This window comes from Cupriavidus sp. FW305-27, assembly GCF_058787995.1.
The window spans coordinates 60,028-80,873 of the sequence record NZ_JBYTAG010000011.1; the positions used below are offsets into that span (position 1 = coordinate 60,028).

At 65.1% G+C, this 20,846-nt stretch carries 19 protein-coding genes; 9 read left to right on the forward strand and 10 right to left on the reverse strand.

The features are described from left to right. Positions 1-24 precede the first annotated feature (24 nt). The 4 genes from AC3WRI_RS07550 to AC3WRI_RS07565 all read left to right on the forward strand — a co-directional run bounded on the left by AC3WRI_RS07550 (position 25) and on the right by AC3WRI_RS07565 (position 4,667). Positions 25-255, forward strand: a complete 231-nt coding sequence (locus AC3WRI_RS07550; RefSeq protein WP_041688054.1) for a hypothetical protein — start codon at positions 25-27, stop codon at positions 253-255. Further along, positions 256-1,788 carry a CYTH and CHAD domain-containing protein gene (locus tag AC3WRI_RS07555; protein WP_492292955.1) on the forward strand — a complete coding sequence of 511 codons (1,533 nt, stop codon included), beginning with the start codon at positions 256-258 and terminating at the stop codon, positions 1,786-1,788. Positions 1,789-2,114: 326 nt separating this feature from the next. Beyond that, positions 2,115-3,155, forward strand: coding sequence for an isocitrate/isopropylmalate dehydrogenase family protein (locus tag AC3WRI_RS07560; protein WP_492292957.1), 1,041 nt, complete (start codon positions 2,115-2,117; stop codon positions 3,153-3,155). 189 nt (positions 3,156-3,344) lie between these two features. Further along, positions 3,345-4,667 (forward strand): CitMHS family transporter, encoded by a 1,323-nt coding sequence (locus AC3WRI_RS07565; RefSeq protein ID WP_492292959.1) that lies wholly within the window; start codon positions 3,345-3,347, stop codon positions 4,665-4,667. 131 nt (positions 4,668-4,798) lie between these two features. Here AC3WRI_RS07565 and AC3WRI_RS07570 read toward each other — a convergent pair whose 3' ends face one another. Beyond that, on the reverse strand, positions 4,799-5,104 hold the full coding sequence (locus AC3WRI_RS07570) for a hypothetical protein (protein ID WP_136227858.1): 306 nt from the start codon (positions 5,102-5,104) through the stop codon (positions 4,799-4,801). 225 nt (positions 5,105-5,329) lie between these two features. Between AC3WRI_RS07570 and AC3WRI_RS07575 the strand changes: the two genes are divergently transcribed. Beyond that, positions 5,330-6,553 (forward strand): polyhydroxyalkanoate depolymerase, encoded by a 1,224-nt coding sequence (locus tag AC3WRI_RS07575; protein WP_011616952.1) that lies wholly within the window; start codon positions 5,330-5,332, stop codon positions 6,551-6,553. A 426-nt stretch (positions 6,554-6,979) separates the two neighbouring features. Then, positions 6,980-8,200, forward strand: coding sequence for a cyanophycinase (locus AC3WRI_RS07580; protein ID WP_492292960.1), 1,221 nt, complete (start codon positions 6,980-6,982; stop codon positions 8,198-8,200). A 60-nt stretch (positions 8,201-8,260) separates the two neighbouring features. Here AC3WRI_RS07580 and AC3WRI_RS07585 read toward each other — a convergent pair whose 3' ends face one another. Together AC3WRI_RS07585 and AC3WRI_RS07590 are read right to left on the reverse strand one after the other, a co-directional pair. Beyond that, positions 8,261-9,535: an MFS transporter gene (locus AC3WRI_RS07585; RefSeq protein WP_492292962.1), complete on the reverse strand. Its 1,275-nt coding sequence runs from the start codon at positions 9,533-9,535 to the stop codon at positions 8,261-8,263. After that, on the reverse strand, positions 9,513-9,770 hold the full coding sequence (locus AC3WRI_RS07590) for a hypothetical protein (RefSeq protein ID WP_136227857.1): 258 nt from the start codon (positions 9,768-9,770) through the stop codon (positions 9,513-9,515). The genes AC3WRI_RS07585 and AC3WRI_RS07590 overlap by 23 nt, the downstream gene beginning before the upstream one ends. 287 nt (positions 9,771-10,057) lie before the next feature. On the opposite strand from AC3WRI_RS07590, the gene AC3WRI_RS07595 reads away from it, so the two are divergent. After that, positions 10,058-10,501 (forward strand): cupin domain-containing protein, encoded by a 444-nt coding sequence (locus AC3WRI_RS07595; protein WP_010809735.1) that lies wholly within the window; start codon positions 10,058-10,060, stop codon positions 10,499-10,501. A gap of 80 nt (positions 10,502-10,581) precedes the next feature. Here the strand turns inward: AC3WRI_RS07595 and AC3WRI_RS07600 are convergent, their stop codons facing one another. Next, complete coding sequence (locus tag AC3WRI_RS07600) at positions 10,582-11,229, reverse strand: TetR family transcriptional regulator (RefSeq protein ID WP_492292964.1); 648 nt, start codon at positions 11,227-11,229, stop codon at positions 10,582-10,584. A gap of 164 nt (positions 11,230-11,393) precedes the next feature. Here AC3WRI_RS07600 and AC3WRI_RS07605 point away from each other — a divergent pair, with 164 nt between their 5' ends. Then, positions 11,394-14,681: a bifunctional cytochrome P450/NADPH--P450 reductase gene (locus AC3WRI_RS07605; protein WP_492292966.1), complete on the forward strand. Its 3,288-nt coding sequence runs from the start codon at positions 11,394-11,396 to the stop codon at positions 14,679-14,681. 28 nt (positions 14,682-14,709) lie between these two features. On the opposite strand, the gene AC3WRI_RS07610 is transcribed toward AC3WRI_RS07605, so the two are convergent. The 6 genes from AC3WRI_RS07610 to AC3WRI_RS07635 all read right to left on the reverse strand — a co-directional run bounded on the left by AC3WRI_RS07610 (position 14,710) and on the right by AC3WRI_RS07635 (position 19,684). After that, complete coding sequence (locus AC3WRI_RS07610; RefSeq protein ID WP_010809729.1) at positions 14,710-15,051, reverse strand: zinc ribbon domain-containing protein YjdM; 342 nt, start codon at positions 15,049-15,051, stop codon at positions 14,710-14,712. A gap of 57 nt (positions 15,052-15,108) precedes the next feature. Next, complete coding sequence (locus AC3WRI_RS07615; protein WP_010809728.1) at positions 15,109-15,492, reverse strand: hypothetical protein; 384 nt, start codon at positions 15,490-15,492, stop codon at positions 15,109-15,111. Positions 15,493-15,614: 122 nt separating this feature from the next. Then, positions 15,615-16,625, reverse strand: coding sequence for a Bug family tripartite tricarboxylate transporter substrate binding protein (locus AC3WRI_RS07620; protein WP_010809727.1), 1,011 nt, complete (start codon positions 16,623-16,625; stop codon positions 15,615-15,617). 114 nt (positions 16,626-16,739) lie between these two features. After that, positions 16,740-17,798, reverse strand: a complete 1,059-nt coding sequence (locus AC3WRI_RS07625; RefSeq protein ID WP_010809726.1) for a beta-keto acid cleavage family enzyme — start codon at positions 17,796-17,798, stop codon at positions 16,740-16,742. Positions 17,799-17,848: 50 nt separating this feature from the next. Beyond that, positions 17,849-18,691: a TauD/TfdA dioxygenase family protein gene (locus tag AC3WRI_RS07630; RefSeq protein WP_010809725.1), complete on the reverse strand. Its 843-nt coding sequence runs from the start codon at positions 18,689-18,691 to the stop codon at positions 17,849-17,851. Between the two features lie 12 nt (positions 18,692-18,703). Then, positions 18,704-19,684: a quinone oxidoreductase family protein gene (locus tag AC3WRI_RS07635; protein ID WP_492292968.1), complete on the reverse strand. Its 981-nt coding sequence runs from the start codon at positions 19,682-19,684 to the stop codon at positions 18,704-18,706. A gap of 161 nt (positions 19,685-19,845) precedes the next feature. Here AC3WRI_RS07635 and AC3WRI_RS07640 point away from each other — a divergent pair, with 161 nt between their 5' ends. Then, positions 19,846-20,844 (forward strand): AraC family transcriptional regulator, encoded by a 999-nt coding sequence (locus tag AC3WRI_RS07640; protein WP_492292970.1) that lies wholly within the window; start codon positions 19,846-19,848, stop codon positions 20,842-20,844. Positions 20,845-20,846 lie beyond the last annotated feature (2 nt).

Below are 20,846 nucleotides of genomic sequence, written 5' to 3' on the forward strand. Positions count from 1 at the left end.
CCACCGCAGATAACCTTGGAACCTATGTCAAAGACTGACAAGAAGCGATACCTGAAAGCACTCAACCGGCGCCTGAAGAAAGAATCGTCCGGAAAGTTCGATACGGTCTTTGTCTTCGACCCGTGCGGCTCGAAGCCGAAGAACGCCACCGGGGTGACGACCAGCGGCCCTGCCAGTGACGAGACCCTTGCAGTGATGAACGCAGTCCAGGCCAGGGTATTCGAAAAATTCGAGGGCACGGCAAAGCTCGGATAAATGGAGCGCGAACTCAAGCTCGAGTTGCTGCAGGACCAGGCCGAAGGGCTGATCGGCTTGCCCCTGGTGTCGTCCTGCTGTGTGGAGCCGCCGCACGAAGACAGGCTCGTGAGCACGTATTTCGATACGTCGGATCTTGCCTTTCGGCGTATGCACGCCTCGCTGCGTGTGCGGCAAGCAGGTGAACATTATGTACAGACGTTGAAGACCTGGGGCACGCAGCATGGGGCGCTTTACGAGCGGGAAGAGTTTGAGTCGGCAGTTCCCGGAAATACGCCAGATCTTGGTGCACTGCGAGACAAATTGCCCGAGGGCACTGCGCTGGGGACGCTGCTGCGTGAAGGCGACCTGGCGGAACGGCTGAAGCCGATCTTCATCACGGATGTCCGGCGCACGGTGCTGCTGTTGCGCTTGCCACAGGGGGACGAGGTCGAACTGGCGGTCGATCGCGGCGTTGTCCGCGCGAACGACGCCACGGAGCCGATCCGCGAGCTTGAGATGGAGATCCAGACCGGTGAGCCCGCCCATCTGTCAGCGTTTGCCCTGCGGCTGCTCGACGCAGTGCCAATGCGCCTGAGCCGCGCCAGCAAAGGCGACCGTGGCTATGCGCTGGTCGCTGACGAGGCCAATGAAGCGGTACGGGCGGAGCCCCTCAGACTGGCCGAAGCAGGGTCGGCTGAAGCCGTGTTTCAGTGCATTGCCGAGAGCTGCCTGGCGCAAATCTCGGGGAACGAACGCGGCGTGGTCAACGGCTCCAATCCGGAGAGCGTGCACCAGATGCGTGTCGGCCTGCGTCGCCTGCGCTCCGCGCTTGATATCTTCGAGCCGCTGCTGGCCTGCCCGCCGGCACTGCAATCGGACCTCAAATGGATTGCCGATGAACTGGGCCCCGCACGTGACTGGGAAGTGCTTGCCAACACCACCTTGCGTGACGCATTCGATGGGGCGCCGGAGGACGTGGGCGCGGGCGCGGTGCTTGCCGCGGCGAAGGCAGTCGCAGCCGATGCGCGGCAACGCGCGGCCCAGGCCGTGAATTCCGATCGTTACACCCGGCTGATCCTGACGCTGAGCCATTGGCTGGGCAGCGCGGACTGGCGCCATGGCCTTGACGAGGCGCAGCGCGCGGCACTCACGGGACCCGCCAGGGACTTCGCGCTGGCCACGCTGCGCAAACGGCAACGCAGGCTGCTCAAGCGGGGGCGGGGCATGGCAAAGCTCGATGAGCAGCGGCGCCATCGTGCGCGTATCGCCGCAAAGAAGCTGCGCTACGCGACCGAGTTCTTTGAATCCTTGTTTGCCGCGAATAAGGTGCGCCGCTATCGCCGGCAACTGTCGCGCCTGCAGGATGACCTGGGATGGCGCAATGATATGGCGGTTGCAGAGGGATTGTTGCTGCGCCTGGCGACAGAGCGGCAGCAGCTTGCCATTGGCTGTGGCTATGCGCGCGGCTATATCGCAAGGGCTGTCAGCGTTGACCGGCAGCCGCTGCGCTGCCTCTGGAAACAATTCAAGGCGGCACGCCTGCCCGCTTAGCGCGGCTCCGGGCGTCAGTGCACGTTCATCGTCGCGGCCAGTCCTGGCGCACTGCACCGGCGATGCTTTCACTGTCGCCGGCCCCGATTCGTCGGTCGTTCTCCGTCAGCAGGGTTCGTCGCCCTCCGCGTAAACCCCAATGACATAGCCGGCACATTGACAGTTTCCTGACAGCCTTCCCCGCCTAGAATCGGGCCCCTGGTCATCCGGACCGGCGGCAAACGCCGGAATCCGCAACCGGCGCCCCCCGGCGACGAGAAACACAGCCTCCCTGGCCCGGCGCCCTGGCCGGCCAGCGAAACGCTCAATTCACGACAGGAACGCAAATGGAAAACGGTGCACGCGAACAGATCCCGGCCACGCTGATCCCAGGCGACGGGATCGGTCCCGAAGTAGTGGACGCCACCGTCAGGGTGCTGGAAGCGCTGGGCGCCCCGTTTGCCTGGGATATCCGGCGCGCGGGGATGGCCGGCGTCGAATACAGCGGCGATCCCCTGCCGCAAGACACGCTGGACAGCATCGGCCGCACCGGCCTGGCCCTGAAGGGGCCGCTGACCACGCCGGTGGGCGGTGGCTTCCGCTCGGTCAATGTGCGCCTGCGCGAGGCGTTCAACCTCTATGCCAACGTGCGCCCTGCCCGCACGCTGGTGCCGGGCCGCTTCGAGAATATCGACCTGGTGCTGGTGCGCGAGAACGTCGGCGGCTTCTATGTGGCCCATGACTACTACATCCCGGTTGGCGACGACCCGCATGCGGTGGCGGTGTCCACCGGCACCAACACGCGCGACGCGTGCCGGCGCATTGCCCGCTTCGCCTTCGAGTACGCCGTCAAAAACGGCCGCAAGAAGATCACGGTGGTGCACAAGGCCAATATCCTGAAGGCGCTCACCGGCATCTTCCTGGAAGCGGCGCGCGAGGTCGCCAGGGACTACGCGGGCCGCGTGGACATGGACGACATCATTGTCGACGCCTGCGCCATGCAGCTGGTGCTCAACCCGTGGCGCTTCGACATGCTGCTCTGTACCAACCTGTTCGGCGACATCCTGTCGGACCAGATCGCCGGCCTGGTTGGCGGGCTTGGCATGGCGCCGGGCGCCAACATCGGCGACCAGGCCGCGATCTTCGAGGCGGTGCACGGCTCGGCGCCAGACATCGCCGGCAAAGGCATTGCCAACCCGATCTCGCTGATGCTGGCCGCCGGCCTGATGCTCGACCACGTGGGCCGCCAGGACCTGGCCACGCGCCTGCGCACGGCCATCGAGCTGACGCTGGTCCAGGACCAGGTGAAGACCGGCGACCTCCACGGCACGGCCACCACGCTGCAGTTCGCGGACGCGGTAGTGAAACGCATCGCTTCCGCCAGCTGAGCCGCGCCCGCGCGGCCCGCCCGGGCCAGCGCGCAAGACTGCCACCCTCCGCGGTCATTCCATACCCGGCACGCCCTGGCGTGCCGGCGGGATCGGCCTTGCTTTTAACCTCGTGCGCCGCACGGACGCACACACACACCCGCCCGCATGCGCCCCACGCTGCAGGGCGGCAAAGAGATACAGAAAAAGATGTTGACCCTGCTCGCCTATTCGATGGTGATCGTGTTCATGGCATTGATCATGACAAAACGGCTCTCCGCCATGGTGGCGCTGATCCTGGTTCCGATTGCGTTCGCCGCGATCGGCGGTTTCGGCCCGGAACTCGGCCCGATGATGCTGGACGGCGTCAAGAAGCTGGCGCCGACCGGCGTGATGCTGATGTTCGCCATCCTGTATTTCGGCCTGATGATCGATGCCGGGCTGTTCGATCCGGTGGTGCGCGCGATCCTGAAGATAGTGGGCGGCGATCCGGTCAAGATCATCATGGGCACCTTCGTGCTGGCCGCGCTGGTGTCGCTCGACGGCGACGGCTCGACCACTTACATGATCACCTGCGCCGCCATGCTCCCGCTCTACAAGCGCCTGGGCATCAGCCGGCTGGTGCTGGCCTGCGTGATCATGATGGCCGGCGGGCTGATGAACATCCTGCCCTGGGGCGGCCCGACCGCGCGTGCCGCCAGCGCGCTGGGCGTGGACGTGGGGTCGCTGTTCGTGCCGATGATCCTGCCGATGATTGTCACCGGCATGTGGGGCCTGTTCGTGGCATTCCTGCTCGGCCGCCGCGAACGCAACCGGCTTGGCAGCATCGCACTGATGCGCACCGGGGCCGGCGATGACGGCCATGCCATGCCGGAGGCCGCCGCCGGCGATCCGCGGATCGCCAGGCCGAAGCTGCTGTGGTTCAACTTCCTGCTGACCTGCGGCCTGATGGTGCTGCTGGTTCTCGGCACCTTGCCGCTGCCTGCGCTGTTCATCATCGCATCCGCCATCGCGCTGATGGTCAACTACCCGAGCCTGCACGAACAGAAGGAGCGCATGGGCGCGCATGCCGCCAACGTCGTGCCGGTGGTGTCGCTGATTTTCGCCGCCGGCATCTTCGTCGGAATCCTGTCGGGCACCAAGATGGTCGACACCATCGCCAACAGCGTCATCAGCGCCGTGCCGGACTGGATGGGTCCCTACATGGCCCTGGTGACGGGGGTGCTGAGCATTCCGTTCACGTTCTTTATCTCGAACGACGCGTTCTACTTCGGCATCCTGCCGATCCTGGCCAAGGCTGCCGCCGTCTATGGCATCGGCGCGGCGGAGATCGGACGCGCCTCGCTGATCGGGCAGCAGGTTCACCTGCTGAGCCCCCTGGTCGCGTCGACCTACCTGCTGGTCGGCCTGGCCGAGGTCGAATTTGGCGATCACCAGCGCTATACGCTGCTCTGGGCGCTGTCGGCGGCAGTGGTCATGATGCTGGCTACCGTTGCCTTCGGCGTGATTCCGGTCATTGGCCGGGCAGCGTGACAGCGAGGAAGCGGGACCGGGCGGGTCAACCACATCCGCCTGCCTGGCGTTTTACCCGAACGCAACTTGCAAAAATTTACAAATAGCCGAGCAGATGGCCCGGCTGCGTCCGCCCTGCTGGCAATAGAGGATCACATATCGCCTGCACATAAGGCCACATTCGCATCGAATGATCCCGCAAAGGTTCCTTCGTTGCCAAGGACGTATGCAAAGGGTTGCAATAGGGTTAGATCGAATATGTTACTGAATGTAAATGGCGTAACTTGATTGCAAGCTGTTCCGCTGGCATTGCGACGCAATGCTGGTGGCTTGAGTAGTAGGGGGGCATCATGCAGCATTCCAGCCGATTCGCGTGCGACCTGGGCCGCGCGCATCAGTCCGGCCGCAACGGCCGCCACGGCAAGACCGGAGCCTCCCGCAGCCAGTCCATTCGACATCGACGGCACCTGAGCCGCGCGCAGCACTTCTCAGTGCACCAGCGCCACCTTCCCACCTACGCACCCGCGGCAGAAGCCTGTCGCCCGCCCGCCCACCTTGCACGAAGCCGGCCATGCGGCTGTCGGGCACGCCAACTGCGCTGAAGCCCGCATTGCGCAGCACCCGGTTTGCCGGCCCCTGCGCCAGAACAACACACCAACCAATTCAAAAAGGCGGGAATCGCAATGGCGCTCTATGCTCTGCGGGAACTCACGCTGCAGTCCCTTGGCCCGCTCGGGGCGATGATCGAGGCAGGTTATCGTGCAGTCAATTTCTGGGGCGAGTCGGTCGCCTGGCTTCCGGGGCTGCGCGAGGCCGACGCCGCGCTTGAGTTGTTCACCCGGCTGACCAAGGCCTATGGCAAACCAAGCTTTGAGATCGACGAGGTCTTCGTGCGCGGCCAGCGGGTGGCCGTCACCGAGACCGCGCTCATCGAGGAGCCCTTCTGCCGGCTGCTGCATTTCAGGAAGGACATGTCCAATCCTGGCCCCCGGGTGTTGCTGGTGGCGCCGCTCTCCGGCCACTACGCCACCCTGCTGCGCCCGACGGTCGAGGCATTGCTGCCCGGGCATGATGTCTACATCACCGACTGGGCCGATGCGCGCCTGGTCCCGCTTGACGCCGGGCACTTCGATCTTGGCTGCTATGTCGATTACCTGAAAAAGTTCTTGCGATACCTCGGCGCCGGCACGCATATCGTGGCGGTTTGCCAGCCCGGGGTCCCGGTGCTTTGCGCGGTCGCCCAGATGGCCGAAGACAACGAGCAGGTGCAGCCCCGCTCCATGACCCTGATCGCCGCGCCGATCGACACCCGCGTCAGCCCGACGGCGGTCGACCAGTTCGCGCAGCAATATTCGCTGGCGTGGTTCGAGGCGAACGTCATCGAACGGGTGCCCGCCGGTTACCCGGGAAACGGGCGCCGGGTTTATCCGGGCTTCCTGCAGCTGGCAGGCTTTGTATCGATGAACGTCGCACACCATGCCGGTGCGCACCTCGACTTTTACCGCCACCTGGTCGATGGCAGGCAGAGCGAGGCAGCCAGGCACCGCAAGTTCTATGACGAGTACAACGCCGTGCTCGACGTGCCGGCCGAGTACTACCTGGAAACCATCCAGAAGGTTTTCCTGGAGCATCACCTGTGCCGCGGCCGCATGGAAGTCGGCCAGCGCCGTGTCTACCCCGAGGCCATTGCCAACGTTTCATTGCTGACCATCGAAGGCAGCGAGGATGACATCACCGGCCGCGGCCAGACCGAAGCGGCTCACGCGCTCTGCGCAGGTCTTGCCGCCGACCGGAAGGAACACCTGGTCGTCGACGGCGTGGGTCACTACGGCACCTTCGCCGGCCAGCGTTTCCGGGAATCCATCCTGCCCGCCATGACGCAGTTCATTCAACGGTGCGCCGACTGAGCGCTCCGTCGCCTTGGCGAGGCCAGTTGCGCAAGCTTCCAGGCGGGGACTGGCAAACAGTACAACGCCAACGTACGCCAGCGAACAGACCTTGCCGATGGCCGTGGCACCTTTGCTCTCATGGCGATCCGGCATGCGCGAGCGCCGCCTGTAGTGACCTTCGGAAGCAGGCCGCGATGGCGGCCTTGTTGCTGGTGGTCGTGTCTGCCTCACCGCATCTCCTGTCGGGACCAGGGTCGGCTGGAGTTTTTGTGCGCCAGCGTCTATAACGGAACGCCTGCACGTCCCGCACTTGTGCTCGGAATAACAGCCGGGAGCTTTTGCCTGGCGACGTGACATCTGCCAGCTCTTCCAGGGATTTGGCGCGTTGCTTTTCTGTCATCACCGAGTTGTACAAAGAAGATAGCGGCAGGGGGGTGTCACGTCATGGAATTCATTTCCAAGCTCACACAGCATTGCAGGGTGGTGGCGTACTACGCGGTCGCCTGTATCAGCGTGGTACTTGGGGTGCTGATGCCCCCCGCGTTTGCAGGTGACAAGACTACCTACAGCTACTTCGTAACTGGTACACGGTACTTCATGACTGGCAATCCAGTGCCGGTGCAGGCCCTCCCCACACCTCAGCCACGGGCGATACAGCCGGTGGTCATCATGGGTGGCGGGCCCGATGTCGATGGCGCGTATCGCTGGATGATTCGGCAGGCGGGCATTACCAAGGCAACGGGCGGTCGCATGGTCGTGATTCGCGCGACCGGCACCGACGCTTACGACCCTTACTTCTACTACAGCAACAAGAAGAACGCGACCGATATCCCCGCAGTGGACGGCTATGTCGGTGGCGCGTACCTCGGCCTGACTGCGGCGGAAACGCTGGTCATTACCGACACAGCTGCGGCGAATGATCCGTTTGTAAACGCCGTTGTCGGCAGCGCGAACGCATTGTGGATTGCGGGCGGCGATCAGGCCAACTACATCAAGTTCTGGAAAGGTACGAAGCTCAACGCGACCATCGCCGCGCTCATGCAGCAGAACGTTCCTGTTGGCGGCACCAGCGCCGGGGCCAACGTCCTGGGGCAGTTCGTTTTCTCCGCCATCGAAGGGACGGTCACATCGACGCAGGCGCTGAGCGATCCATACAACAAGTACATGACATTTGACCCGAAAGGGTTTTCCGGCCCTGAATTCCTGAACACTACGGCATTGGACAATACGTTCGTCGATCCTCACTTCGACACGCGCGATCGCATGGGCAGGCTGGTCACGTTCCTGTCAAGAAGCATTGCGCCATGGTCCGGTTCGGGCTGCGAGGGCGGAGTCCTGACGAACCCGTCGGCCGCCCGAGGGATTGGCCTTGACGTCGAGACAGCGTTGCAGATTCAGAATATCTCAGGCCGCTTCGTTGCACAGCGCGTCACCAACATATCCACGACATCGCCCAGCGCTGTTCACTTCCTGAGGCCACTGACTTCGCCCGCGGTCTGCGCGCCCGGCAAGCCGCTGACCATCTACGGTGTCCATGTCCAGCGGCTGGACGACGAGACTGTCTTTGATATGACAAACTGGTGGAATGGCGGCAGCGCAGGAATCGAAGCGTATGTCGTTGACGAGAACGCCGGCATCCAGAGCCCGGCCACCATACATTACTAGGGCCTGCCCCCTCCTCGCCCGCCAGCGATTGCGCACGCTGGAGCAGCAGCGGGCCGACGCCTAGGCTTGGACCTCCGGACTTGGTTCGCCATCCCTGGTAGCAATCAATGCCTTTGGCGTCAGCGGGATCAAAAGCAGGATCAGTGCGTACACCACGGTAGTCGTGATCACGCAATATGTGAAACCGTGCGTTGGGCTGCTGTTATAGATCCATGAGCCCAGGAGATCGCCGGCACGCGCCGAGAGCGCGAGAACGCCATCCACCAGCATCATCAAGGTTCCTTGCAGGCCCGGCGGACAGGACCGCATCGCGAGATCGAAGTATGCTGCCGTGGCGACACCGCCCATCAGCCCTATCGGTGCCGCCAATACCAGGGCAAGATTGGCTGAGTGGATGAATGCCAGCGGAACCATCTGCGGCACTGCGACGATCGTTCCCCACCACAGCAGCTTGTTCAGCGATACCTTCTTGCACAGAAAGCCATACAGCAGAAATGTCGGGACGAACGCGGCGGCAAAGATCCCGTTGTAGTACGAGTAAACGGAATCCGATGCATGCAGCTCATTGCTCAGGTAGAACTGCAGCGGCGTGGCCGCTCCTGGCGCAAAGTTCCACAGAAAGCAGATGAGAACCGCTGGATAAACAGCCTTATGTCTCACCAGCCGCCTGACATTGCCAACGAGATCCGTGCCCCTGGCTTGCGGCTTCTCGTAGATATGGCCGAAGACCGAAACGGGCTTCCAGAGCGCCAGGACCGCAATCAAAAAGGCGAACATCGCCATCAGCAGGAAGGCTTCTTTTGCGGCGAGATGATCGGAGATGTACCCGGAGGCGAACGCTCCCGCAACGACCGGGACGGAGCCGACCACGTTCAACAGGGCGCTCAGGCGCCCGGACATGAGCTTCTCCTGGCCCACCAGGGCGATCAACCCCTGATAGGCTGCGGCGATGAACCGGGACGACAGCATTGCCAGCAGCATCCCGATGACCAGCCCCGCGTATGAGAAACCTGAATACGCCATCCAGATGAATGCCACCGCGGTCGCCGGGGCGAAAATCAGGAAGAAGCCACGATCGCGCAATCCCAGCGGATTCCATTGGTCGCGCGCGAGGCCAAAAACGAACGCAAGGTAGACTGGTATGCCCGTCACCAGCCGGAATGTCGAGATCTCCGTCGCCGTCGCATGCAGCTGGTTCTTGAGCAGGTACGACGTCTGTATATCGACCAGGTAACCGGCCGGCGTTGCCAGAGCGATGAACAGGGTCAGCCAACCGAAATACAGCAGGGTCCGGTCGCTGCCCTCGGAACCATCATGACCAGAAGCGGCCGGCATTTTCGTCGCTCAGCGTTGCACGTATCGGGGCCAGGCGAATTCGCTCGGCGATGCATTCGGTATCAGGGCCGTATGTGACGCCGGAGAGGCGTCGGACGCGTTCGACTGCGGTTTCCCGCAGTGCGGGCTGGCCCATGAAAGGCAGATGGCTGTTGGCGTTACGCATCGAGCCAGCCTTGTCGGTCATCCTGTCAACCCCGATGCCGGGAATGCTCTGCAAGCGAGTGACTGCCATGATCTCATCCCTTCTCCCTGTCAACTCCATTGAAATGGGAAAGCGAGCCAGGGGCAAGTGACATTGCGCATGGGAGGAACGTTTGCTGACGCACATTGGCCGTGGCAATCCTCATTCCTGGCGATGACTTCCGATCGTGGGCCGCCTAAAATTCCCACACATCAAATAAGCGGGCAGCCCATGCCCCGCCCGTCCGGCATCGTGGCCGGCTCGCTTTGGAGCTGCCGCATGCCTCACACCCGGATAGCATCGCCACGTCGGCGCTCTCACTGACGGAGCAGAAAATCATGAAACCAGAACCATTTGCGGTGACTCCGGAAGCGTATGGACGCGCGCTCAACGTGGTGGGAGAAAGGATCACGGTGCTGGCATCCAAGACCGCCACGCAAGGCTATGAGGTGTTTCTGCAGCAGGGCGAAGAAGGCAGTGGCCCACCGCCGCATAGCCATGACTGGGACGAATCGTTCTTCATTACCAAGGGGACGGTCGAGATCGGCTATGGCGATCAAGCGATCACTGCTGCCGCTGGCACCTTTGTCCATGTGCCAGCGGGCACGGTGCATTACTTCCGTTTCGGCTTCGGCGGCGGCGAAATGATTTCAGTCACCAGCCACGGCGGAAACGCATCGCACCTGTTCACGCGGCTCGATGAGGAAATTCCGCCAGGCGCGCCGGACATGGAAAAGCTCCTGGCGGTGGCGCAAGAGTGTGGCATCACGATTTCAGGGTGAGTGCTGGCCCGGACACACGCCTTCGCTTCGGCCACTGCTTCGGCTGAGTTTCTTCCTTCTGCGTGTTTCGTCGCAACAGGCTACGCCGCCACGGCCTTGCGCTCCCTGCCTGATTTCGCTCCCGGCTGGGCATTCGGCCCTGCCGCGCCCTGCAGCAGCCAGCAACTCAACTGCACCGAGCGCGCCATCAGCCTGCGCCGTCCGGCGGCATCGGCTTCGATGTAGTCGACGCATTGATGGAAAAGGTAGGAAACGACGTACGCGCAGACGTCGTCAATGACCGGGCGTGAGAGCTTGGGACACAGCCCCAGCCGCTCGATGTCTTCCGCCATCTCGGCGGCGATGTCATCCAGCACCGTGCGAATGGCAACGCGAAGCGCGGGCTGCGGGCCCGTGATCCCGCACACACCAACGATGAATGCATCCGGGTGATGCTGCGCGTACAGGAACAGCGCTTCGCACGCACGCGTGGCCACTTCACCCGGGTTGTCGCGGGCAGCGGCCCATCGGACCGCGCGCAGCATCGGCCGCAGTTCGGCGCTGACCTCGTCCATGGCGGTGATGGCCAGGTCTTCCATGTCGCTGAAATGCCGGTAGAACGTGTTGGGGTTCAGGCCGGCCTCGCGCGCGATCTCGCGCAGCTTGAGTGCCGCAAAGCTGCGCTTGGCTGCGGCCAGCCGCAACGCGGCGTCGATCAGGCGGCGTTTGCCGTCGGCAATGGCTTCCATGAATGCGGTTTAGTAGCAGGACTCGGTTTTTGCCCGACATGCTTCGTTGACAGCATGTCTACGGTTGTCTACGCTTGCGCCGGTAGACAGATGTCTACGTTAAATGAAACGGCCGCACGTGGCAAATCGCGTGTCAGCGCCAGTTCAGGAGACACCGCCCCGCCATGCCGCCGCCCATTGAGCTATCCAGCCCCGACCAGGCCTCCGACGCGCCGCATCAAACCCCTGCCCGCTCCATCCATGCAACCATCCCCGAACCCATCCCGCGCGACCCGGGTTGGCCGCTGGTGGGCAACCTGCTGCAGATCACACCCGGTGCGCTGGGCCAGCACCTGCTGGCGCGCAGCCGGCACCATGATGGCATCTTCGAGCTGAATTTCGCCGGCCGGCGCGTGCCGTTCGTGACGTCGGTGGCACTGGCCTCCGAGTTGTGCGATGCCGCGCAGTTCCGCAAGTACATCGGCCCGCCGCTGTCCTACCTGCGCGGCATGGCCGGCGACGGGCTGTTCACCGCACGCTCCGACGAGGCCAACTGGGGCAAGGCGCACCGCATCCTGATGCCGGCGTTCAGCCAGCGCGCGATGAAGGGCTACTTCGACGTCATGCTGCGCGTGGCCAACCGGCTGGTGGACAAATGGGACCAGCAAGGCCCGGATGCCGATATCGCGGTCGCTGACGACATGACGCGGCTGACGCTCGATACCATCGCGCTGTCCGGCTTCGGCTATGACTTTGATTCGTTCGCCAGCGCGGAACTGCACCCCTTCATCGAGGCCATGGTGGGCGCGCTGGAAGAGGCGATGTCCAAGCTGACGCGCTTTGCCCTGCAAGACCGCTTCATGCATGCGGCGCACCAGAAGTTCGACCAGGACACCCGCTTCATGCGCGACCTTGTGGACGACGTGATCCGGCGGCGGCGCGCGGGCGACGCGGCGGAACGCCCGGGCGGCACCGCCAACGACCTGCTCGGCCTGATGCTGGAAGCGCGGGATCCGGACACCGACCAGCGGCTGGACGACGAGAACATCCGCAACCAGGTGATCACGTTCCTGATTGCGGGCCACGAGACCACCAGCGGCCTGCTCACCTTCGCGCTGTATGAACTGCTGCGCAACCCGGGCGTGATGGCACAGGCCTACGCGGAGGTGGACGCCGTGCTGCCCGGCGACGCGGCGCCGGTCTACGCCGACCTGGCGCGGCTGCCGGTACTGGACCGCGTGCTGAAGGAAACGTTGCGCCTGTGGCCCACCGCGCCTGCCTTCGCCGTGGCGCCGTTTGAAGACACGCTGCTGGGCGGCCGCTACCTGATCCGCAAGGACAGGCGCCTGTCGGTGGTGCTGACCGCGCTGCACCGCGACCCCAAGGTGTGGGCCGACCCGGAACGCTTTGACATCGATCGCTTCCTGCCTGAGCAGGAGGCAAAGCTGCCGCGCCACGCCTACATGCCTTTCGGCAACGGGGAACGTGCCTGCATCGGCCGCCAGTTTGCGCTGACCGAGGCCAAGCTGGCACTGGCGCTGATGCTGCGCAATTTCCAGTTCACCGACGCGCACGACTACCAGTTCCGCATCAAGGAAACACTGACGATCAAGCCCGACGGATTCACGGTGCGTGCGCGCCGGCGCCGGCCGCATGAGCGCATCGCTGCGGCGCCGCTCGCCGGGACCGCGCAAGCGCCGCGGGCGGGCCCCGATGTGCAGGGCCGCGGCAGGACACTTGCCGTGCTGTGCGGATCCAGCCTTGGCACCGCGCGCGAACTGGCTGAGCAGGTGCATGCCGGCGCGCTGGCGGCGGGCTTTGATGCGACGCTGCGCGACCTGGACGACGTGGCCGACGCGCTCCCGACCACCGGCCTGGCCGTCATCATCGCCGCCACCTATAACGGCCGCGCGCCGGACTCGGCAAGGCGGCTCGAAGCGCTGCTCGACAGCGGCGCCGCCAGCGGCTACCGGGCAGAAGCGCTGAGCGTGGCCGTGCTGGGCTGCGGCAACTCGCAATGGCCGACGTACCAGGCCTTCCCGCGCCGCGTCTATGAATTCTTCACCAATGCCTGCGCCAGTCCGCTGCTGCCGCGTGGCGAAGCCGACGGCAACGGCGACTTCGACCAGGCCGTGGAACGGTGGCTGGCCTTGCTGTGGCAAGCCTTGCAGGCCGGTGACGGCGTGGGCGGGCCGGCCCACGGGACGCCGCCGGTCCGGGTGCAGGTGAAAGACGTCGCCGAGATCCGCGCGTCCACGCTGCCGGCAAACACCGAGGCCTTCACGGTCCTGGCCAACACCGAGCTGGTGAACGATCCGTCCGGCCTGTGGGATTTCTCGCACGAGGCGCCGCGGACTTCCACGCGCGATATCCGCCTCAGGCTGCCCGACGGCGTGCGCTACGCCACAGGCGATCACCTCGCCGTCTATCCGCAGAACCAGCCCGGGATGGTCGCGGCCCTGTGCGAGCGGATCGGCATCGACCCGGACGCAATCGTCACGTTGTCCGCCTCCGGCGGGGCCGCGCGCGGCCTGCCGCTGGGCGAGGCCCTGTCCGTGCGCCAGTTGCTGACCCATTTTGTGGAGCTGCAGGACGTGGTGTCGCGCCATACCCTGCGCCTGCTGTCGCAGTCTTCGCGCTGCCCGGTCACGCGCCAGGCCCTGCGGCAGCTGGCCTCGGACGACGCCGGGAGCGGGTACGCCGCCCAGGTGGCGCCGCGCCGGCTCGGGCTGGCCGACGTGCTGGACCGCTTTCCCGCCATCGAGGTGGATCTGGCCGGCCTGCTGGCTTGCACCGTGCCAATGCGGCCGAGGTTCTATTCGATCGCCTCATCGCCGCTGGTCTCGCCCGGCGTGGCGACCATCACCGTCGGCACGGTCTGGTCACCGGCGCTATCGGGCCGCGGACTCTTCCGCGGCGTGGCTTCCACTTGGCTGCAGGGCCTGGCGCCAGGCGCCATGGTGGCGGGTGCCATCCGCACCCCCAATCCCACCTTCGCGCCCGCGGCGGACCCGGCCACGCCCATGATCCTGATCGGCCCCGGCACGGGCATTGCGCCGTTCCGCGGCTTTCTTGAGGAGCGGGCCGCGCAACAGGCAGCCGGGCAGCCGGTGGCCCCGGTGCAGCTGTACTACGGCTGCCGCCACCCCGCGCACGACTGGCTCTACCGCAACAACGTGGAGCGCTGGCAGGCACAGGGCGTGGTGCAGGTCCACCTGGCCTGTTCAGTCGTGGATGGCGAGCCGCGCTACGTGCAGGACCTGCTGTGGCAGCGCCGTGCCGATGTCTGGGCCCGGCTGAACCAGGGCGCGATCATCTACGTGTGCGGCGACGGCCGCCACATGGCGCCCGCGGTCAGGCAGGTGCTGATTCAGATCGGCGCAGAGCAAGGGGGGATGACGCCAGAGGCGGCTTCGGACTGGCTGGCGGACCTGGTCAGCGCGGGACGCTATCGGCAGGACGTGTTCAACTGAAGGCAGGCACCGGCTCGCCGGCGCCCGCTTACACCTTCCTGACGAACTCCGATTTCAGGCTCATGGCACCAAAGCCGTCGATCTTGCAGTCGATATCGTGGTCACCGTCGACCAGGCGGATGTTCTTCACCTTGGTACCCATCTTGACCACGCCGGCCGACCCCTTCAGCTTCAGGTCCTTGATGACGGTGACGGTGTCCCCGTCCTGCAGGACATTGCCTGCCGCATCGCGATAAACCCTGGCCTCCGGTTCGGCCGGCGCCGCTGCCTGCGCCGACCATTCATGCGCGCATTCCGGGCAGATGTAGAGGCCTCCGTCTTCATAGGTGAACTCGGAATGACATTTTGGGCAGGGAGGCAAAGCGCTCATGGGGACTCTCAGGTGTCTGGCCAGGGCCGTAAAGGACCGGAAGTATACCGCCCCCGCCTATGGCAACGCATCGGGCGGCAGCACGCTCCATCCCGAAACGCTGCCGGACGTCGTCAGGCGCTGGCTCCTGAGGACGCCGTTCTCGTCGAACTCGAAGAAAACCGTCGACGACCGGATCGCGCCGCCGGCGAACAGCGGGCCAATGAACGGGATAAAGCTCTCAGGGTGCGGCCTGGAGGCCGCAAACGAATAGATCAGGATGGTCGACCCGTTGACCAGGGTGGTCTGCGACGAGGGCTTCCCCAGCTGGGCGGTAACGTCGTCGAGGGTGGAGAAACCGAGCAGGAAGTTCGCCATCTGCTCCTGTTTCACCTCGACGCCCGTCGATACGCAGGCGGCCAGCATGACGCAAGTCACAATCAATGCGTGAGCAGGCTTCATATCGTCACCGCCATACTTTTTGCGCCGTGGCCGGGACGCGCTGAAGGCGCCCGGCGCGCCATGCAGAAAGCATACAACTTTGCTGAACGATTCGCCGAGGCCCGCGCAAGGCGGGCCGCCCCCTACTCCGGCACGAAATGTATCGACCGCAGCAACTCCGCCTGCCGCTCATGGGCGGCGCGCGCATCCCTGGACAGGGCCTCGCTGCTGAGCGGCTGCCCGGCGTCCATGCCCATGGCCTCCACGCGCTCGCGGTAGCCGGGCTGCTGCACGATGGCCAGCGTGGCGTTGCGGATCTTTTCCTGCACCGCCGCCGGCACGTCCGGCGGCAGCCACACCCCCATCCAGCCGGGCTCCGTCATCGCCGGGAAGCCGACTTCGGCGAAGGTCGGCACATCTGGCAGCGCGGGGATGCGCTTGGGATACGCCACGGCATAGGCCTTGAGCTTGCCGGACTTGATCAGCGGCAGCGACGTGGCCAGGCCGTCGAACATCAGCGGCACATGGCCGCCCATCACGTCCTGCAGCGCGGGCGGCGATCCCTTGTAGCCGACATGCTTCATATCCACGCCGGCCAGGCGGTTGAACTGGACGCCGATGGTCTGGCCGCGCATGCCGGCGGCATAAGAGGCATAGTCGATCTGCCCGGGCTTGCTCTTGATGTAGGCAAGCAGTTCGCTGAAGTTCTTCGCCGGCAGCTTGGGGTTGCCCACCAGCACCAGCCCCGTACGGGCCACCTGGGCAACGGGTTTCAGGTCCTTGAAAGGATCGAACGAGACCTTCAGCGCCAGCGGCGTTTCGGAAACGATGCCGCCCTGGATCAGCAGCAGCGTATGTCCGTCATGCGGTGCGGAAAGCAGTGTGTTGACCGCGATCGCGCCGGCGCCGCCCGGCTTCTGCTCGACGATCACCGGCTTGCCCAGCGACTGCGTCAGCCCCTCGGCCAGCAGGCGCCCGAGGATATCGGCGGTGCCGCCGGCGGGGCCGCCGACCACGATCCTGACCACCTTGGTCGGCCACGCCTGAGCCTGGGCGGTCGATGGGAGCGCAGCCGGCAGCGCCACCGACAGCGCCAGGCCGAGCATGCATGACAGCGACGCCCTGCGGCGCGCCGACGGTTGTGCTTGATTCATGGTTGTCTCCGAATGTTCGAGGGTTGTTCAGGGCAGCAGCCGGCTTCATCGTGAGCCGGTGATCTGCCACCCCTGCCCTTCTGCTGGCGCATCGCCAGTGCCGACCGACCCGGGTCAGGCGGCCTTGCGCAGGAAGCCCTGATTGCCGCCATTGCGGTTCGGCGCGAAGCCGTTGGCCTCCAGCGTCTCTTCGACCGTGTCGTAGAACACGCCGATCTTCTGGATGTCGCGCGCTTCCTGGGCCGTTGCCACCTTGCGGCCGAATTCGCCCGCGATGCGCACCAGCTGCTCGATCTGCTTCACCGTGCTCATCTTGGCCGTGCGCGACTGGTTCCACAGGCAGTCCTCGGTTCCGCACCGCACATGCAGGCCCAGGGCAATCCCCATCATGTTCACAGGCAGCACGTTGCGCACGGAGCTTTCGACGGTCAGCACCGCGCCATCCGGCACGGCGCGGACGATGTTGGCGAGGTTGAAGACGCTCGGCGCATCCATGCCGCCGCTGATCGCCACCCAGTTCATGACCAGCGGGCCCTTGTACACGCCGCGCCGGATCAGCCGCTCAACGGATTCGAAGCTATTGATGTTGTAGCACTGGAATGCGCTCTGGATGCCGGCAGCGGACAGGCGGCGGATGTGCTCTTCGACCCAGCCAGGCTGGGCGGGAACCGTCATCTCCTTGTACGCGTTGAAGATCGCGGGGTTCTCGCGCGAGGTGCCCTTGAAATCCGCGAGCTCCGCGTGCTCCGTCACGTTCATCTGCGACGTGTTCACCGTGACGGTCACCTGGTCCGGAACGGGGTCGAGTTCGGCAAGCATGTGGCGCGTGTCGTCGGAAAGCCACTTGGCGGCATCCCCCTCGTTTTCCGGCGCGAAGCTGATCGAACCGCCCACCTGGATGACCATCTCCGGCACCGCCTTGCGCACCCCGGCGATCAGCTCGTTGAACTTGGACAGACGCTTCGAGCCCTTGCCGTCGAGTTCGCGCACATGCAGGTGCAGCACAGTCGCGCCGGCGTTGTAGCAATCCACGGCCTTCTGGATCTGGTCTTCCATCGTCACGGGGATGTCTTCCGGGAAATCGGAGGGCAGCCAGCCCGGTGCATACGGTGCCGCGGTGATGATCAGCGGCTGCTGGTTTTCAGGGAACAGGGATCCATCGAGGTAGTGCACGGCATGTCTCCATTGATAAAGGCACGTGGCCTGGCGGCGGCTGGTGCGCCTCAGAACGGCTTGTCGCCGATGATGGCGGCGCGCTCCATCTTGCGCGGCGCCGGCCAGTAGTCCTGCACCGCGTAGTGCTGGGTGCAGCGGTTGTCCCAGATGGCCACACTGTTGGGCTGCCAGCGGAAACGCACCTGGTATTCGGGAATCGCCGCCTGGCTGATCAGGTAGTTCAGCAGATGGCTGGCGCCCGGGGTCTTGTCCTGTCCGTAGCGCACGTTCTCGGGCGTATGGAAGTTGGCGAAATGCGTGGAGAAGCCGCAGACGTAGAGCGCCTTCTCGCCGGTTTCCGGATGCGTGCGCACCACCGGGTGCTCGACCATGGGGTACTGCGCGGCAAGGCTGGCGCGCTTTTCCGGGCTCATCGCCGCGCCGAACGAATGCTCGATGCTGTGCTTGGCGCGCAGGCCGGCGATGCGCTGCTTGATTTCCTCGGGCAGGTGCTCGTAGGCCGCCGCCATGTTGACCCAGATGGTGTCGCCGCCGACCGGCGGGCATTCGATGCAGCGCAGCACGCAGCCCATGGGCGGGGTTTCGCGCCAGCTGCCATCGGTGTGGTAGCTGTTCTCGTAGTTCTCGCGCTTGTCGCTGCGATAGATCTGGACCAGCCCTGGATGATCGGGATCGCTGCCGGCGACGGGATGGTCTTCCAGTTCGCCGAAGCGGCGCGCGAACGCCACGTGGTCCGCGCGGGAGATTTCCTGGTCGCGCAGGAACAGCACCTTGTGCGTGAGCAGCAGGGACTTGATCTCGGCAAACAGCGCGTCGTCGCGCGCGGCATCGGCCAGGCTGACGCCGCTGACTTCGGCGCCGATATTGCAGGTAAGCGGTTGGGCTCGCATGGGGACGCTCCTTTACAGCACAAAGATCGAAGACCCGGTGGTCTTGCGTGATTCCAGGTCGCGGTGGGCCTGCACGGCATCCTGCAGCGCATAGCGCTGGTTGATTTCGATGCGGATACGGCCAGCGGCAACGTGGCCGAACACCTCGGCAGCCAGTTCGGCCTTTTCGGCGGGGTCCGCAATGTAGTCGGCCAGCGCCGGACGGGTCAGGTAGACCGAACCCTTCCTCGCCAGCAGCTGCGGATCAAACGGCGGGATGGTGCCGGAGGCCGTGCCGACGCAGACCATCAACCCGCGCCGCTTCAGCGAGTCCAGCGAGGCCATGAAGGTGCTCTTGCCCACGCTGTCGAAGACCACGGACACGCCCGCGCCATCGGTCAGCTCCCGCACCCGCTTTGCCACGTCCTCATGGCTGTAGTTGATGATGTGGTCGCAGCCATGGGCGCGCGCCACCTCTGCCTTGGCCTCGGTCGAGACGGTGCCGATCACGGTCAGGCCGAGCAGCCTGGCCCATTGCGAGACGATCAGTCCCACGCCGCCGGCAGCCGCGTGCAGCAGGATGGCTTCGCCACCCTGGAACGGGTAGATGCGGCGCATCAGGTAGGCGGAGGTCAGGCCGCGCATGGTCATCGCCGCCGCGGTCTCGAAGCTGATCGCTTCCGGCAGGCGGATCAGCGGTGCGGCGGGCACCAGGCGCTCGGTGCTGTACGCACCCAGGGTGTTGATAAAGCCGGTGTATGTGACGCGATCGCCCTCCGCGACATGGGTCACGCCCGGCCCCACCGCCTGCACCACGCCGGCTGCCTCCACGCCCATGCCGCCGGGCAACGGCACCGGGTAGGTGCCGTTGCGGAAGTAGGTGTCGGCATAGTTCAGCCCGACGGCGGCGTGGCGGATCCGTACCTCGCCCGGGCCCGGGTCGCCTACCTCGGCGTCCTCATAGCGGAGGACATCGGGCCCTCCGGTCTCGTACATGCGAATGGCTTTTGCCAAGGCTGTCTCCTGATTGTCGTGTCCTGCCCGCGCCGCTATCATTGGCGCGACGGTAACGATTGTCAGACAGCCATGGCGCGGCACCCTTGACCGATCGCGCCAGGATTTGACATTTGATGACGGACACGACCGACGCCCCCACCCACTCTCGCGGCAGCCTTATGACCGTCCTTGTTCGCAGCGCTTCCCTGACCAAATACCTGGAGATTGCCCGGGGCGCGGGCCTGGATCCGGTGCGCATGGTGGCCCAGGCCGGCCTGGACCAGGCCTGCCTGTACACCCCGGACCTGCGCATCCCGGAAGCGCGCCTGGCCGAAGTGCTGGAGGCTTCGGCCCGGGTCACCGCCTGCCATTCGCTTGGCCTGATGGTGGGGGAATCGTGGCGCCTGTCAGACTTCGGCCCGGTCAGCCTGCTGCTGCAGCACCAGCCCACGCTGCGCCACGCTCTGGCGGAGATCGAGCGCTACCGCCACTGGCTCAGCGACTCCATCTCCATCCTGGTCACGGAGTACCCCGAGATCACGGTGCTGCATGTGACGTTGCAGACCGGCCGGCACCAGCCCGGCAGGCAGGCCATGGAACTGACCGTTGCCGCCTTGTACAGCCTGATCCGCGCCATCCTGGGCGCGTCCTGGAAGCCGCACAGCGTGCACTTCGCCCATGCGGCGCCGGCCGACCTGCAAATCCACAGGCGCCTGTTCGGGCAACACATTGAGTTCGGTTCGGAGTTCGACGGGCTGGTGCTCGCCAGCGGCGACCTGGATCGCATCAACCCGCTGGCCGATGCCAGCCTGGCCGGGTATGCCAGGGGCTTCCTCGACCTGCAGCCGGGGGCCGGCAAGCCTTCGATCGCTGCCGAGGTCCGGCGCACCCTGCACCAGCTGTTGCCGCGCGGGCGCGGCGCGGTGGAACAGGTCGCGCAAAGCCTTGGCATCAGTCCGCGCACGCTGCAGCGCCAGCTGGAGCAGGATGGCGACACCTTCTCCGCGCTGGTCAATGAGGTGCGCCGCGAGCTTGCGCAACGCTACCTGCAGGATCCGCAGCGGCCGCTGGCCCGGGTCGCCACGCTGCTGGGGTTTTCGGAACCGAGCGCATTCTCGCGCTGGTTCGCGGCACAGTTCGGCAAGTCGCCGACACGCTGGCGCCAGGACGGCGCCTGAGA

Bases quoted from the DNA above. Each gene is read 5' to 3' on its own strand.
- AC3WRI_RS07550 (WP_041688054.1), top strand. From the start codon at position 25: ATGTCAAAGACTGACAAGAAGCGATACCTGAAAGCACTCAACCGGCGC.
- AC3WRI_RS07560 (WP_492292957.1), top strand. From the start codon at position 2,115: ATGGAAAACGGTGCACGCGAACAGATCCCGGCCACGCTGATCCCAGGC.
- AC3WRI_RS07605 (WP_492292966.1), top strand. From the start codon at position 11,394: ATGCCGCCGCCCATTGAGCTATCCAGCCCCGACCAGGCCTCCGACGCG.
- AC3WRI_RS07640 (WP_492292970.1), top strand. From the start codon at position 19,846: ATGACCGTCCTTGTTCGCAGCGCTTCCCTGACCAAATACCTGGAGATT.
- AC3WRI_RS07585 (WP_492292962.1), bottom strand. From the start codon at position 9,535: ATGCCGGCCGCTTCTGGTCATGATGGTTCCGAGGGCAGCGACCGGACC.
- AC3WRI_RS07610 (WP_010809729.1), bottom strand. From the start codon at position 15,051: ATGAGCGCTTTGCCTCCCTGCCCAAAATGTCATTCCGAGTTCACCTAT.
- AC3WRI_RS07620 (WP_010809727.1), bottom strand. From the start codon at position 16,625: ATGAATCAAGCACAACCGTCGGCGCGCCGCAGGGCGTCGCTGTCATGC.
- AC3WRI_RS07580 (WP_492292960.1), top strand. From the start codon at position 6,980: ATGGAATTCATTTCCAAGCTCACACAGCATTGCAGGGTGGTGGCGTAC.
- AC3WRI_RS07570 (WP_136227858.1), bottom strand. From the start codon at position 5,104: ATGTCGAATGGACTGGCTGCGGGAGGCTCCGGTCTTGCCGTGGCGGCC.
- AC3WRI_RS07555 (WP_492292955.1), top strand. From the start codon at position 256: ATGGAGCGCGAACTCAAGCTCGAGTTGCTGCAGGACCAGGCCGAAGGG.
- AC3WRI_RS07595 (WP_010809735.1), top strand. From the start codon at position 10,058: ATGAAACCAGAACCATTTGCGGTGACTCCGGAAGCGTATGGACGCGCG.
- AC3WRI_RS07615 (WP_010809728.1), bottom strand. From the start codon at position 15,492: ATGAAGCCTGCTCACGCATTGATTGTGACTTGCGTCATGCTGGCCGCC.
- AC3WRI_RS07630 (WP_010809725.1), bottom strand. From the start codon at position 18,691: ATGCGAGCCCAACCGCTTACCTGCAATATCGGCGCCGAAGTCAGCGGC.
- AC3WRI_RS07575 (WP_011616952.1), top strand. From the start codon at position 5,330: ATGGCGCTCTATGCTCTGCGGGAACTCACGCTGCAGTCCCTTGGCCCG.
- AC3WRI_RS07590 (WP_136227857.1), bottom strand. From the start codon at position 9,770: ATGGCAGTCACTCGCTTGCAGAGCATTCCCGGCATCGGGGTTGACAGG.
- AC3WRI_RS07565 (WP_492292959.1), top strand. From the start codon at position 3,345: ATGTTGACCCTGCTCGCCTATTCGATGGTGATCGTGTTCATGGCATTG.
- AC3WRI_RS07600 (WP_492292964.1), bottom strand. From the start codon at position 11,229: ATGGAAGCCATTGCCGACGGCAAACGCCGCCTGATCGACGCCGCGTTG.